Origin of the sequence: Natronorubrum bangense (assembly GCF_004799645.1) — an archaeon.
In the GTDB taxonomy this organism is placed as follows: domain Archaea; phylum Halobacteriota; class Halobacteria; order Halobacteriales; family Natrialbaceae; genus Natronorubrum; species Natronorubrum bangense.
Genome location: NZ_CP031305.1, coordinates 2,023,042 through 2,036,174, shown reverse-complemented (window position 1 = coordinate 2,036,174; position 13,133 = coordinate 2,023,042). Strand labels below are relative to the sequence as shown.

Sequence of the window (13,133 nt, the reverse complement as noted above, 5' to 3'; positions counted from 1 at the left end):
AGCGCGTGATCACCCGTCACGAACCACCCCACACGCTGGCGCGCGCTCGTCGATGGACGTTTGGTCAGATCAAGCTGTTTCCTGACACGCTGCTTCGCTAAGCGGTCGATTATTTGCTACTGAATCGTCCACTCGTCTACTTTTCCGAGTCCGAGCCGTCGTTTCACACGTCAGTCCGGACCGCCAGCGGCGTCTCGCTACTCGAGCGCTTCCTGGCGGGCCTCGTACTCGTCGACGTAGCGAGCCTCACAGGAGGAACAACAGAACGTCTTTACCTCGCCGCCGACCGTCCGTGTGACGCCATCGCCAGTGATCTGTTTGTCACAAACCACACACTCGAGGGAGAATCCCTCTGCGGAGAGTCCGACGGCCCGGTCCGAGCGCGCGAGTAGCGTCACGTCGTAGCCAGTCAGTGTCTCGAGGTCGAGTTCGGACTCGAGCCACGAGCGAGCAGTTGCGTCAGGAAGCGTCGCGTGGACGATCACGCGCCCGTCCATCCCCTCGGCAATGGTGTCGACACCCGGCAGCTCGGCTGCGGCAGCGTAGACGTCGTCGACAGCGCCCGGTTTCGCCTCGAGTTCGACCAGTACGGGCACGTCTCCTCGGAGTCGTTCCCGGTCGACGTCGATCGTAAACCCCTGAATGATCCCCTGTTCTTCGAGGCGTGCGATTCGATCCGAGACGGCAGGCGGCGTCAGGCCGACGTGATCTGCGATTTCTCTGTACGGCCGGCGGGCGTCCTCGAGCAGTAATTCGAGGATCTCGAGGTCAGTGTCGTCGAGGTCGCGCATACGCAGTCGATTGGGCCGCAAGCGTCAAGAGGGCTGGTATTGCCGCCCGAAGGAGTGTCACTCACGATCGGCGTGACTGTCATCCGAGCCACATGATACCGTTTTAGGAATCGCCGTGGTAGCGCGTCTCGGCATGACGACAGACGAGATCACCGACCTCCTGACGGAGGCCTACATCAGCGAACACGAGACGATAATGAACTATCAGACGAACGCAATCGTCCTCGATGGCGTCCACGCCGAGGAAGTCAAAACGAGTCTCGAGGAAGACGTTCAGGAGGAACTCGACCACGCCCGAATGCTCGGTGAGCGACTGAAGCAACTCGACGAGTCGCCGCCAGGCTCGGCGGCGTTCGAGGCCAGCCAGCACAGCCTTCAGCCTCCCGAAGACACGACGGACGTCCAGTCGGTCATCGACGGCGTGCTCGAGGCCGAAGACAACGCGATCGAACTGTATCGATCGCTCCACGAGGCCGCCGCCGAGGCGAACGACCCAGTCACCGAAGACGTCGCCGTGACGATTCTGGCCGACGAGGAGGCCCACCACACCGAGTTCCGCGGCTTCAAAAAACAGTTCCCACAGGACTGACGGCTCGCAATCGCCAGCCAGCCGCTTTTCGGTGGCCCAACGGTAGCGCCGGCCATGAGCGAGACTGACCCCAGCCGCGACCGCGCACAGGACCGCGCCGAACGACGGCAATCCCAGCGGGCCGAGACAACCGAGTCGATCCTCGAGGACGCCGAGTACCATCTGGGCGACCTCGAGTACCCGGTTACGAGCGAGGAACTCGCTGCTGAGTACGCCAACGAGCCGATCGACCTGCCGAACGAGACGGAGTCGCTTGGCAGCGTCTTCGATCGGTTGGCCGGCGAACAGTTCGACAGCGCCGAGGCGGTCCGCGAGGCAGTGTACGGCGAGCTCACTGGCCAGGCCGGAGCGCCGACCGAGACGAACCCGGAGCGCGATCTCGCCAGTCTCGATGAGAAGAACCAGGATTCGATCAGCGATCGCGGGAGCGACTCGCTGTAGCGACGTGTCATCGACAGTCGGCCCGCCACCGCGCCGTCCCCGACTGTCATAGCAGAACCGATTTACGTCAGCGGCCGCTGTTCTCGCGTATGGATTACGACTCGAGTCTCGACCGAGCGATGGAAGACGTACCGGACATCGGCGGCGACGAACAGCGACTGAAGATCCCTGACGCACAGACCCAGAAAGACGGTGCCTTCACGCGGTTTACGAACCTCGACGATATCGCCGACGTGCTCTCGCGCGAAGACGAACACCTGCACCGATTCATCCAGCGCGAGATGGGGACCAGCGGCAAACTCGAGGACGGCCGTGGCCGATACAACGGGACGTTCTCTGAGAAGGACTTCAACGCGGCTGTCGACGCCTACGTCGACGAGTACGTCCTCTGTACGGAGTGTGGCCTGCCGGACACCCGTCTCGTGCGCGAAGACCGCACGCCGATGCTGCGCTGTGACGCCTGTGGTGCGTTCCGCCCGGTCACCAAACGCTCGGCGAGCAGCCAGCGACAACAGCAAGCCGACGCCGTCGAAGAGGGCAAGACCTACACGGTCGAGATCACCGGCACCGGCCGCAAAGGCGACGGTGTCGCTGAGAAAGGCAACTACACGATCTTCGTCCCCGGCGCCGACGAGGGCGACGTCGTCGAAATCTACATCAAGAACATCTCCGGTAACCTCGCGTTCGCTCGACTCGCCTGAGCGAACTGCAAAGCAGTCTCTCTCAGTTCCGTTTTTTCTCTCGTTCCGCTTTTCGAAGCCGGCACAGCTCGAGCCCCGCGATCGGCGAGTCGTCTACAGCTATCGTAGCCACTGAACGCCACTGCACACCGCATCGCACGACTGCTGTGCGATGTGTGCAAATCGGTTCAGTTGTTACGATAGCGCCGACGATTCTCGCCCGTGTGACTCCAACCCAGCCTCGATACGCTAAAGTCAACTTGCACTAGTTACGCGAACGTGGGAGTCTCGTTTGACCTCTTTGACACGCTCGTGACCGCCGATAAACCGAACGATCCGGCCGCCGCCGTCGCGACGGAACTCGAAAAGCGGGACGTCGACGTTCCCGAGGACTGGGACGACGCCTACACCGAGGTCCACATCGACGCCCCCGAGGGCGCTGAGGTACCGCTGCCGGCACACGTCTCGCGCGCGCTCTCGAGTCGCGACGTTAGCTACGAGCGAAACGCGGCCCGCCGGGCGGTCGTCTCGGCGTTCGATCCCGAGGTCGACACCAGACCCGGTGCCGTCGAGGCAGTCGCGGCCGCCCGCGAGCACGGACCCGTCGCGATCTGTTCGAACTGTAGCGTGCCCGAACTGGTGGGGCGGACGCTCGTCCGGTCGACGTTCGACCGCGACGATTTCGACGCCATCGTCACGAGCGTCGGCTGTGGCTGGCGTAAACCCGCCCCCCAGATTTTTGAACTCACCGCGGCCGAACTCGATATCGAACCAGCCGACCTCGTCCACGTCGGCGACGACCCGCGGACCGACGGCGGTATCGAAGCCGTCGGCGGGACGGCACTGTTGCTCACAGAGCATCCACTCGAGTCGATTCCGGCCAGGCTGGCCGACCGCGAACGGACACCATGACCGTGCAGACGGGCACCGGTGAGACGCGCGATATCGGCGGCCCGACGCAGTGGGGGAGACAACAGTGTTGCTGACGACGATCATCGTCATCGGACTGGCGCTCACGCTCGACCTGCTCGTTGGCGAGCCACCGAACGCCGCTCACCCGGTGGCGTGGCTGGGCCAGCTTATCGCCCCGCTGGACCGCGAGTGGGCCACAAGCGAGCGCGGCCAGCGACTGGTGGGGTTCGCGATCGCCCTCGTCGTCCCGCTCGTCCCTGCAGTCGTCGCAGGCGGGCTCGTGCTGGCGACGAGTGCCGTCTCGCCGGTCGTCAGTGGTGCCGTTGCCGGGCTCGTGTTGTTCGTGACGACCAGCCTTCGCTCGCTGCTCGAGTTGACCGAGGCAGTCGTGTCGGCGACCGAGTGTGACGACCTCGAGACGGCTCGCACGGAGATTCGGGGACTCGTTGGCCGCGATACGTCGACGCTGTCGGCCGCAGAGATTCGCAGCGGGGCGGTCGAGAGCGCCGGCGAGAACCTCGCCGACGGGCTGGTCGCGACGTTGCTCCCGTTTACTCTGCTCGCACCGTTCTCGCTGCCGGCCGCCGCGGCCGCCGCGGCGTGGATCAAAGGCGTCAACACGCTGGATTCGATGCTCGGCTATCCGTCGAAACCCCACGGTACCGGGAGCGCATATCTCGACGATCTGGTGATGTGGCTCCCGGCTCGAGTGACCGCAATCGCGATCGCACTCGCTGGTGCGGATCCGCGTGCGGTCTTCCGTGCGCGCGAGTGGGCGCGCGATCCACCCTCACCCAACTCGGGGTGGCCCATGGCGACGCTCGCCTGCGTGCTCTCGGTTCGACTCACGAAGCCGGGCGTCTACGATCTCAACACCGGTGCCGAACTACCGACGGGGGCCGACGGCGAGCGCGCCATCATCGTCGTCGGCCGAGCCGCCGTTGTCGCGGCGCTTCTCGCCGTCGTGCTCGCGGCCGTACTGACAGCATTGGCGGGATCGCTCGAGGTGATCGCTCGATGATGCGCCACCACCTCGCCGCGGTGCGTGGCGCGCTCGGCTTTCTCACCCGGCTTCCCGTCGGCTACAAAGACGGCGACTGGGACGCGTTTCGCTCGCGGCCGGCGGCGTTTCCGGTTGTCGGCTACGTCGCCGGGGTGCTGGCTGCGGTGCCGTTGTTCGCAGCCGACGTGCTCCCGGCGGCGACAGTCGCCGTTGGCTACCTGCTCGCGACCTACGCCGTCGTCGGCATCCACCACCTCGACGGCGTGGCGGATCTGGGCGACGCGCTCGTCGTCCACGGCGACGTCGAACGCCGCCGTGAGGTCCTCAAGGACACGACGACCGGCGTTGGCGCACTGCTCGCCGTCTCGGTCGTCGTCGCCGCACTCGGACTGGCCGGGCTCGCACTGGCTGGTCTACCCGTGCTCGCGGCAGTCGCTATCGCAGTCGCCGCCGAAGTCGGGACGAAACTCGGCCTGGCCGCGATGAGTTGTTTCGGCCACGCGAGCCACGAGGGGATGGGACGACAGTTCACCACAGCCTCGAGCCCAGCCTCGTTTGTCGTCCCGGCCGTCGTCGCCCTCCCTGCGGTCGCGTTAACGTGGCCACACCCAGCCAGTGCGGTCGCACTCGCCGGGGCCGTCGCCGGCATCGGCCTCCCGTGGTACTGGGCGAGCCGGCACCTCGGCGGGCTCAACGGCGACATCTTCGGTGCGGCAAACGAAATCGGTCGCATCGGGGGCGTCCACGCGGGGGTGATCGCATGGACGCTGTTGTGATGTGTGGCGGCGAAGGCAGCCGCCTCGAGAGCCCCCACGAGAAGCCGTTGCATCCGATCGACGGGGTGGCGATGGTCGATCGCGTGCTCTCGGCCCTCGAGGCGAGTCGCATCGACACCCGTTACGCCGCCGTCTCGTCGAACGCGCCGACGACGCAGACCCATCTCGAGCGCGCTAATGGCGTGAGGACGGTTGAAACCAACGGCGACGGCTACGTGGCAGACCTCATGGCGCTGCTCGAGCGCCCTGCGCTCGAGCCGCCGATTCTGACCGTCGCAGCCGATCTCCCGCTGCTTTCGGGGGCGACGGTCGACCGGGTGCTCGCGGTCCATGGCGAGAGTGACGCCTCGCGGACCGTCTGTGTGCCTGTCGCTCTCAAGCGCCGGCTTGACGTCAGTATCGACTCGACACTCGAGCCGGATGATCACCTCGCGCCGACCGGGGTCAACGTTGTCGGCGATGCGGACGAACCTGAATCCATGACACACGTAAGCTACGATCCACGACTCGCGATCAATGTGAACCGACGCGAAGATGCCCGTATCGCAGCCGATCGACTGGCTGCGGAGGACCAGTAACGATGCGCGTCATCCTCCCTGCCGGCACGACCGAGACGGGGCTGATCGACGGCATCAGCGCTGCCGGAGCCGCCCCGGAGCTGATGGAACACACACCCTCCGCAGACGTCGAGATCCTTGCATACGGCGAGCCGACGGTCGCCCCGGTGACGCCGGTCAGCCCGAACGGCTGTCCGACGCCAGCCGCGGTGACGCGGGCCGTCCGCGAGGTGGTCGACTTCGACCTCTCCGTCGTCGACGCTGGCCTCGCCCAGCCGACGGCCGCGCCCACCGTCGATCTCGGCGTCGAACCCGGCGACGACATCCGTGAGCCCGCGGCCGTCCCCGACGCCGCGGCGATTTTCGACCGCGCGCACACGTACGGCTCGAGTCTGCCCGACGACGAACTCATGATCGGCGAAACGGTCCCCGGCGGGACGACGACCGCACTCGGCGTGCTCACCGCCCTCGGCGAACCGGCCGGCGTCTCCTCGTCACTGCCGGAAAACCCGATCGAGCGCAAACGTGAGGTCGTCGACGCGGCACTCGAGGCGAGCGACGCCGCGCCCGGCAGCTTCGAGGGCGAGCCGGTCGAGGCGATCCGAGCCGTCGGCGACCCAGTGCAGGCGACCGTCACGGGAATCGCCGCTGGCGCGCTCGAGGCGGGAATCGACGTCACACTCGCCGGCGGGACCCAGATGGTCGCCGTCGCGGCGCTCCTTCGCCACGCCGACGTCGACGCGCCGCTGTCGATCGCGACGACCTCCTTCGTCGCGGACGAACAGGGCGACCGACTCGGCGAGACCTGCGCGCGACTGGACTGTGAGCTGACCGTCACCGATCCCGGCTTCGACACTCGCAACCACGTCTCGATGAAACGCTACTGTGCCGGCGAAGCAAAGGAGGGCGTCGCGATGGGCGGTGCGATCGCGCTCGTTCCCGACGACCGATTCGACGAGGTTCTGGATCGCTTCGAGACGGTGTGTGCCCGACTCGGCATCGACGACGCCGACTCGGAGCCGGAGGCCGAGCGTGAACCCTGAGTCGGTCCGGACGGGCGAGCGTGTCCCTCACGGCGGCGACACCGATCCCGACGTGCTCGATTTCTCGGCGAACACCAACCCGTACACGCCCGACGGCGTCGCGGCGGTCTATGAGCGCGCGCTCGAGGGGGCGCGTCGCTACCCCGACGACGACTATCCCGACTTCCGGGCCGCGGCAGCCGAGTTCGTCGGCTGTGCGCCGGAGCGAGTGATCCCGACACCCGGGGGGCTGGCCGCGATTCGATTGGCGATGGCGATCACGCTCGAGTCCGGCGACGACGCGCTGGTTCCGTATCCGAGTTTCGGCGAGTACGCCCGCGAGGTCGGGCTACAGGGTGCATCGCCGCAGTTCGTCCCCCACGACGAGATCCTCGAGACCGAGGGCGACATCCTCGAGTCAACTGCGCTGGCGGTCGTCTGTACGCCGAACAACCCGACCGGCGAGGTGGCCGACGCGGACGAACTGGCTGCGTTTGCGGCCCGCTGTGGCGAGCACGAGACGACGCTGCTGGTCGACGAGGCGTTTCTCGGCTTTACCGACCGTCCGTCGGCGGCCGGCCTCGAGTCCGACCACGTGATCGTCGCCCGCTCGCTCACCAAGCTGTTCGGGCTCCCGGGGCTACGGGCGGGCTTCGCCGTCGCGAGCGGTGAACAGCGCGACACCCTCGAGACGGCTCGTCGGGCGTGGTCGCTGGGCACGCCCGCCGCCAGCGTCGGTGCCTACTGTCTACGCCAGGACGCGTTCGTCCGCGAGACTCGCGAGCGGGTCGCCCGCGAGCGAGCCCGAATGCACGAGGCGCTCGAGCGACGCTTCGATGTCGTTGCCTCTGAGGCTCCCTACCTGCTCTGTAACGTCGGCGACCGCGCCGTCGACGACGTGATCGCGTCGGCCCGCGCGGACGGCGTCGCCATTCGCGACGCGACGACGTTTCGTGGCCTCGAGTCACACATCCGCGTCGCGGTCAAGGATCGGGCGGCGAACGATCGGCTGCTCGCGGCACTGGACGTGCTCGAGGCCGACGAACAAAGCGAAGCGGACGGCGCGACACCAAACGAATGACCAGGCGCGAGCCAGCCTACGACGCGGTTCGGCGGGCGGGGGTTCTCCGCGTCTCCCGACCCGGAACCGAGTGGCTTTCGACGGGGTGGAACGGCGGCCGACGGACGGCAGACGCGGTCTACAACGTCACAGTGCCGGACGGCTGGAATCGAACGGACCTCGACACGTACATCGCGGAACGGCTCGAGCAAGCCGGCTTCGCCGAGGCGTCCGAACACGAGCAGGGCCAGACCGACGTTGGCCCGGCGCTGCTGACCGGGGCCAAACAGCGCGATGCCTGCGGTGCCCGGTGTGGCTCCGTGACGGCCTACGCGACGGCCGGCATCTCGAACCCGGCCGCGTTACCGATGGACCCCGACGAGGAGGGTGAGCAGCCTGTCTCGGCCGGTGATGAGCAGCGCCCAGGCCACGGAACGGTCAACATCATCGTCGGGACGACGAAGGCGCTCGCCCCCGGTGCGCTGGCGAACCTCGTCGCCGTCGCCGCGGAGGCGAAAGCCGCGACGCTGCTCGCCGAAACCGGCTATCCGGGCACGACGACGGACGCGATCATCACCGGCCATGACCCGACAGGCGAGCAGGTGTCTTTCTCGGGTAGTGGCACCGACGTCGGCGCGGCGACTCGAGCCTGTGTTCGTGAGGCGCTGCGTGCCACCCTTCGGGCACATTATGAGGGCTGTAACTCCGAACTCCCCGACGCCGTTTCCGACGCCCCCTACGGCGTCTCGACTGAGATTCGGGCGACCGTCTTTCAGCCCGCCTTCGAGGACTGAGCGGGCCAAAGCCGTAGACTGTTACGACTGATTCCGACCCCTGGCTCGAAACGTTAACCCACCTCGAGTCCAACGGTCGAACAATGGCCGAGGACGACGATCCGACGACGATCCGTTCGCTTGCACTCTCGCCGGGGGACGCTGCCAGCGCCTACGCCTACACCCAGGAGAACCCGGGCGAAGCTGTGCTCCGGGTGACGCCGCCGTTTCACGGCCGGATGCGCGCCCGGATCCACGTCTACCAGCGCGATGATACCGAGCTGACGGGCGCTATCCACATCCCGCCGGCATCCGTCATCGAGAGCGACGTCCTCGAGGACTACCCCCGTCTCGAGGCGACGCTCGAGGATGCCATGTCTGCGGCAAGCGACGAGATTCGCAAACGCCACGCCGACGCTGTCGAGGAGTGGCAGGCTCGAGCGCGCGAATCGATCCTCGAGGCGACCACGATCGACACCGACGACGGGCCGCATCTGGTCGAACTCAAACAGATCGGCTAATCGAACCGCTCACAGCGGCTGTGCTCGAGTCATCGATGCTGTCCCGCACTTTCACTTTCACTCCGGCTGGATCGAATTGACGTACTGTCCGACTCACTGAACAGTATGGCACTGATCGTCGACCGTACTGACGACCGCAGTGAGTTGACGGACGGACACGAGGGACCCGCTACAGTTGCGTCCGAGTCCCGGCGCCGTCGAATCGACGTCACCGATATCCACACCGCCGGCATCGACGAGTTCGTCGAGTCGAACGTCGATACCGATGTCGTCTCACTCGAGCACCGCGGTGGACGGACGTATCTCGTCCTCGAGGAGTAGAGAGACCGATCGCCTCGAGTCTCGGCGGAAGTCAGATACGCTCTCAGGGCTGTGTGACGGACCGAACCCACGCGGCCAGCGTTTCGGGAAGCGCATCTCGCGTGGCCGGCTCGACCCTAAACAGCTCCGTATCCGTCCGGTGTTTGACATCGCCGATACCGCCGTCCGTCTCGCCGTCTTTGATCGCTGCGAGTACCGGCGTCGGCGACTCGAGGGCGCGTTTCGTCTCCCGAACGAAGCGCTCGCTCTCGAGTTGCATCGGGGCAATTTCGTCGATAACGATACAGTCCGCCGACCTGAGCGCTGCTGGCAGCGCCGTCCGCGTGAGGCGATCGATGGCCGAGACGTCGACGCGGTAGGTGCCGACGCGAGGGCCAGCAGTATATGCGACGTCGGCCATCACCTCGCGATCACCGCTCGCGATGTCGACGAGCTCGAAGCCGACACGCTCGCCGTCCTTACGGCGGTCTGGAGCTGAGAGGCCGCCAACCGAGTAGCCGGCTGTCCGAAGACGCGAGACAGTGCGCTCGAGGGCAGTCGTCTTGCCGCTGCGTGGTGGGCCGGTGATGAGTGCGTTGTGCGGCATCGAGACCACTGTGTGACATTCGCGCTCGATCTATTCAAACCCAGACCGTCACAAACCTGTCGCAATCGTGATGAGTCCCCGCTATCGTTTTTACTGGCGTCGTGGGAGACTCGCTCGTGACGCGCATTCGAGCGGGCGGACGAGAGTCATCCGAGAACACCACGACGCGGCGGCGGATACTCCAGCATGGTGGCGTCGGCCTCACCGGCGCTGTCGGCTTCGTTGGCTCCGGGCGGACTGTGACTACCGGAACGACGCCCAACGCCGAGCCACAGCCTCGAGTCGAACCGACCCAGGAGAGAGTCGCCGACCAGCCATTGATCGACATCCATACGCATCTGATCCCCGACGAGACGCTCGACAGGGAGCCACTGGACGCCGACGAACTGGTCTCGTGGATGGACACGCACGGCATCGACCGCGCCGTCGTTCTGGCGCTCGACTCGCCCGAGAGCTACCCCGTTCAGGCACCGAGCTGGTGGATACTCGAGCAGGTTGCGTCGTATCCAGACCGACTGATCCCCTTCTGTACGGTCGATCCACGGACGCTGGTCTACGAGGACGACTTCGGAGCCGTCACGGACCTGCTCGAGCGCTACATCGATCAGGGAGCCCGTGGCTTCGGTGAACTGAAAGTCGGGTTGCCGATCGACGATTCACGACTCGAGACGCTGTACGAACTGTGTGCCGACCACGGGCTGCCGATCCTCTTTCACACTGACGAGAAAGCGATGCTGGATGAGGTCGGCCTTCCCCGACTCGAGGAGATGCTGGCCTCCTATCCGGCGGTCGATTTCATCGCTCATGCCCACGCGTGGTGGGCCCACATCTCCGCAGATGTCAGCTGGGACGACCGTGGCGAGTATCCGTCAGGGCCGATCGAGCCCGGTGGACAGGTCCCCGAACTGCTCGACACATACGACAACATCTACGGCGACATTTCGGGCATTTCGGGCTGGAACGCCCTCACGCGTGACGAGGCGTACGCACAGGACTTTCTCGAGGACCATCACGGCCAGCTACTCTTTGGCACAGACTACCTCCATCCAGATCAAGAGACGCCACAGGTCACGCTGTTCGATCGATTCGACCTTCCCACAGATGCGTGGGCAGATATCCGCTATCGGAACGCAGCATCCCTGCTTCGGTGAGTCTGTGGCTGCTCGGACGAGCAGACATCTCCGCAATCGACGGCTCGAGAAGAAAGGCACTTGCCGTTCTGGCCCATCCGCGTCAATGTGAGCGCTGACGCTACGCGACGCGTCGAGGTCTACCCCGACCGCGAAGTCGTCGTCGAGTTCGATCCCGAGCTTACCTTCGAGTGTGTCGAAGACTGCACCTGGTGTTGCCAGCACGGGGTGTTGCTCTACGACCAGGACTTACTCGAGCTCGCCCAGCGGGCGAATCTCGCCGAGACGACGACCGAGTTTCGCGGCGAGAAGTTCGTCACCCGCGAACGAAAAGCCCGCGACGACCACGTCGCCGAGGACGGCTGTGCCTGTGCATTTTTGCGCGAAGACGGCCTCTGTACCCTCCATCTCGAGGAAGACTGGAAACCCACGCGCTGTTCGGTCTTCCCACTCGGCGTCTGGCTCGAGGACGGCGACCTCCACGTCGATATTCGAGACTCAGCCCACGACCACTGTGAGGGGCTGAACGTGAGCGACCGAGTCGTTATCGACAACCTCGAGGCGTTCCTGCCCGAGGTGCTCTGGGAGCTCGAAAACCCCGATTCGGACCGGGAACTGTAGGGCTCGAGTGAGACACCTGCTCGCTGAACTGTGCCGAGCGGGCGGATACTGAGTTGAACGTTACCACACGTCTCCAATGGTTTAAATGTCTTCCCCTCGTAGTGAGCATGTGACAGAAGAATCCGGGCGACGGAACCTCCGTATGCCCAACAGCGATGAAGTATTCGCCGTCGTAACCGAACACCTTGGAGGCAACCACGTTCAGCTCCGTTGTGAAGATGGCGAGGAACGACTCGGCCGCATCCCAGGACGCATGAAATACCGCACCTGGATCGAGCAAGACGACATCGTCGTCGCCGAGCCCTGGGATTGGCAAGACGAAAAGGCCACCATTGAGTGGCGCTACACTAGCCAAGACGCAGATCAACTGCGTCGTGAAGGCCACATCGATTGAACCTCGGTTTCGGCAACTAAACGAGATTTTACTGCAGACGACCACCGACAGACGAGCGACGGCGTTTTCAATACTCCAGCCAGCAGCCGAGCGTACGGCTTTTCAGCGTGTTGCCTGTTTCCATTCCCGTAACCCGACGACAGCCCCATCGATCGTCTCGGGATCGGCTTCCGTCGCCGCCCAGACGAACATCTCCGCGATCGACGCCGGATCGCGCCCCACCCCACCTGACAGCTCCGTCGCAATCTGTCCCGGATCCAGACAGCCGACGGTGTAGTCGGTATCGGCCGCGAACCCTCGAGCGACAGCCTCCGCAGTCGCCTTCGAGATCGCATACGAGCCGTAGCCCGGTTTCGTCTCGCGAGCGATCGATCCCGTCGGCACGAGCACACGCGCACCGTCGTTGAGATGCGGGAGTGACTCCCGAATCGTCGCGAACACGCCACGTCCGTTGATCTGCCAGTGGTCGTCAACGGCCGCATAGGAGTCGTCATCAATCGGCGTCGCACTCGGCTGACCGTGATAGACGCCTGCTGCGGCGACGACGACGTCGATGCCGCCAGTCTCGCCGGCTCGAGACGCGGTCTCGACCAGTCGCTCGAGATCCAGTTCGTCGCGGACGTCGGTTCGAACGCCAGCTGCAACGCCCCCCGCAGCCTCGAGTGTGTCGACGGTTTCCGCGACCGCATCGCCGTCTCGAGCGCCAACGACGACCGTCGCACCGCCCTCAGCGAACGCTTCGGCAACGGCGCGACCGATTCCACGGGTGCCACCAGTGATAACGACTGTCAACTCGTCCATGGAGAGAGTACGACCGGAGAGTACAGGAACCTAGCACCTCACAGTGTGAACGAGACCGCCGATTGTTACAGTGACAGTCCGGGGAATCGTCGCCACTGGTGGGGAACTGGCTGGCTGTTCGACAGGACTTCTGGCACGGCTCGGCGTCGAAACCG

Annotated in this window: 18 protein-coding genes; 15 read left to right on the top strand and 3 right to left on the bottom strand. The window is 65.4% G+C overall.

Annotated elements, in window-relative coordinates:
* Nucleotides 1-197: 197 nt before the first annotated feature.
* Complete coding sequence (locus DV706_RS10205; protein ID WP_006064711.1) at nt 198-791, bottom strand: Lrp/AsnC family transcriptional regulator; 594 nt, start codon at nt 789-791, stop codon at nt 198-200.
* 133 nt (nt 792-924) lie between these two features.
* Here DV706_RS10205 and DV706_RS10200 point away from each other — a divergent pair, with 133 nt between their 5' ends.
* The 12 genes from DV706_RS10200 (at nt 925) to DV706_RS10145 (ending at nt 9,446) form a co-directional block, all read left to right on the top strand.
* The gene (locus DV706_RS10200) at nt 925-1,380 is read left to right on the top strand and encodes a ferritin-like domain-containing protein (RefSeq protein WP_006064712.1); all 456 of its coding nucleotides are present in this window, start codon (nt 925-927) and stop codon (nt 1,378-1,380) included.
* A gap of 54 nt (nt 1,381-1,434) precedes the next feature.
* Entirely contained in the window at nt 1,435-1,821 is a 387-nt protein-coding gene (locus DV706_RS10195) for a DUF5789 family protein (protein ID WP_006064713.1), read from the top strand.
* An 89-nt stretch (nt 1,822-1,910) separates the two neighbouring features.
* On the top strand, nt 1,911-2,522 hold the full coding sequence (locus DV706_RS10190; RefSeq protein WP_006064714.1) for a translation initiation factor IF-2 subunit beta: 612 nt from the start codon (nt 1,911-1,913) through the stop codon (nt 2,520-2,522).
* A 258-nt stretch (nt 2,523-2,780) separates the two neighbouring features.
* On the top strand, nt 2,781-3,413 hold the full coding sequence (locus tag DV706_RS10185) for an HAD family hydrolase (protein WP_006064715.1): 633 nt from the start codon (nt 2,781-2,783) through the stop codon (nt 3,411-3,413).
* Between the two features lie 64 nt (nt 3,414-3,477).
* Entirely contained in the window at nt 3,478-4,434 is a 957-nt protein-coding gene (gene cbiB, locus DV706_RS10180) for an adenosylcobinamide-phosphate synthase CbiB (RefSeq protein ID WP_049889631.1), read from the top strand.
* Nucleotides 4,431-5,192 (top strand): adenosylcobinamide-GDP ribazoletransferase, encoded by a 762-nt coding sequence (gene cobS / locus DV706_RS10175; RefSeq protein ID WP_006064717.1) that lies wholly within the window; start codon nt 4,431-4,433, stop codon nt 5,190-5,192. The genes cbiB and cobS overlap by 4 nt, the downstream gene beginning before the upstream one ends.
* Nucleotides 5,192-5,770: a GTP--adenosylcobinamide-phosphate guanylyl transferase gene (locus tag DV706_RS10170; protein ID WP_006064718.1), complete on the top strand. Its 579-nt coding sequence runs from the start codon at nt 5,192-5,194 to the stop codon at nt 5,768-5,770. Before cobS ends, DV706_RS10170 begins: the two co-directional genes overlap by 1 nt.
* A 2-nt stretch (nt 5,771-5,772) precedes the next feature.
* Nucleotides 5,773-6,792 (top strand): nicotinate mononucleotide-dependent phosphoribosyltransferase CobT, encoded by a 1,020-nt coding sequence (gene cobT, locus DV706_RS10165; RefSeq protein WP_136350857.1) that lies wholly within the window; start codon nt 5,773-5,775, stop codon nt 6,790-6,792.
* Nucleotides 6,782-7,852 (top strand): threonine-phosphate decarboxylase CobD, encoded by a 1,071-nt coding sequence (cobD, locus tag DV706_RS10160; protein WP_006064720.1) that lies wholly within the window; start codon nt 6,782-6,784, stop codon nt 7,850-7,852. Before cobT ends, cobD begins: the two co-directional genes overlap by 11 nt.
* Nucleotides 7,849-8,625 (top strand): adenosylcobinamide amidohydrolase, encoded by a 777-nt coding sequence (locus DV706_RS10155; protein WP_006064721.1) that lies wholly within the window; start codon nt 7,849-7,851, stop codon nt 8,623-8,625. The genes cobD and DV706_RS10155 overlap by 4 nt, the downstream gene beginning before the upstream one ends.
* An 83-nt stretch (nt 8,626-8,708) precedes the next feature.
* Nucleotides 8,709-9,125, top strand: coding sequence for a hypothetical protein (locus DV706_RS10150; protein ID WP_006064722.1), 417 nt, complete (start codon nt 8,709-8,711; stop codon nt 9,123-9,125).
* A gap of 105 nt (nt 9,126-9,230) precedes the next feature.
* Nucleotides 9,231-9,446, top strand: coding sequence for a hypothetical protein (locus DV706_RS10145; RefSeq protein ID WP_006064723.1), 216 nt, complete (start codon nt 9,231-9,233; stop codon nt 9,444-9,446).
* Nucleotides 9,447-9,489: 43 nt separating this feature from the next.
* Here DV706_RS10145 and DV706_RS10140 read toward each other — a convergent pair whose 3' ends face one another.
* Complete coding sequence (locus tag DV706_RS10140; RefSeq protein ID WP_049889632.1) at nt 9,490-10,032, bottom strand: nucleoside-triphosphatase; 543 nt, start codon at nt 10,030-10,032, stop codon at nt 9,490-9,492.
* A 116-nt stretch (nt 10,033-10,148) separates the two neighbouring features.
* Here DV706_RS10140 and DV706_RS10135 point away from each other — a divergent pair, with 116 nt between their 5' ends.
* The 3 genes from DV706_RS10135 (at nt 10,149) to DV706_RS10125 (ending at nt 12,177) form a co-directional block, all read left to right on the top strand.
* The gene (locus DV706_RS10135; protein WP_193787976.1) at nt 10,149-11,183 is read left to right on the top strand and encodes an amidohydrolase family protein; all 1,035 of its coding nucleotides are present in this window, start codon (nt 10,149-10,151) and stop codon (nt 11,181-11,183) included.
* 87 nt (nt 11,184-11,270) lie between these two features.
* Nucleotides 11,271-11,783 (top strand): hypothetical protein, encoded by a 513-nt coding sequence (locus DV706_RS10130; protein ID WP_049889634.1) that lies wholly within the window; start codon nt 11,271-11,273, stop codon nt 11,781-11,783.
* 142 nt (nt 11,784-11,925) lie between these two features.
* Complete coding sequence (locus DV706_RS10125; RefSeq protein WP_004216827.1) at nt 11,926-12,177, top strand: translation initiation factor eIF-1A; 252 nt, start codon at nt 11,926-11,928, stop codon at nt 12,175-12,177.
* A gap of 102 nt (nt 12,178-12,279) precedes the next feature.
* Here the strand turns inward: DV706_RS10125 and DV706_RS10120 are convergent, their stop codons facing one another.
* A complete protein-coding gene (locus DV706_RS10120; protein ID WP_006064727.1) occupies nt 12,280-12,978 on the bottom strand; it encodes an SDR family oxidoreductase in 699 nt (232 codons plus the stop codon).
* Nucleotides 12,979-13,133 lie beyond the last annotated feature (155 nt).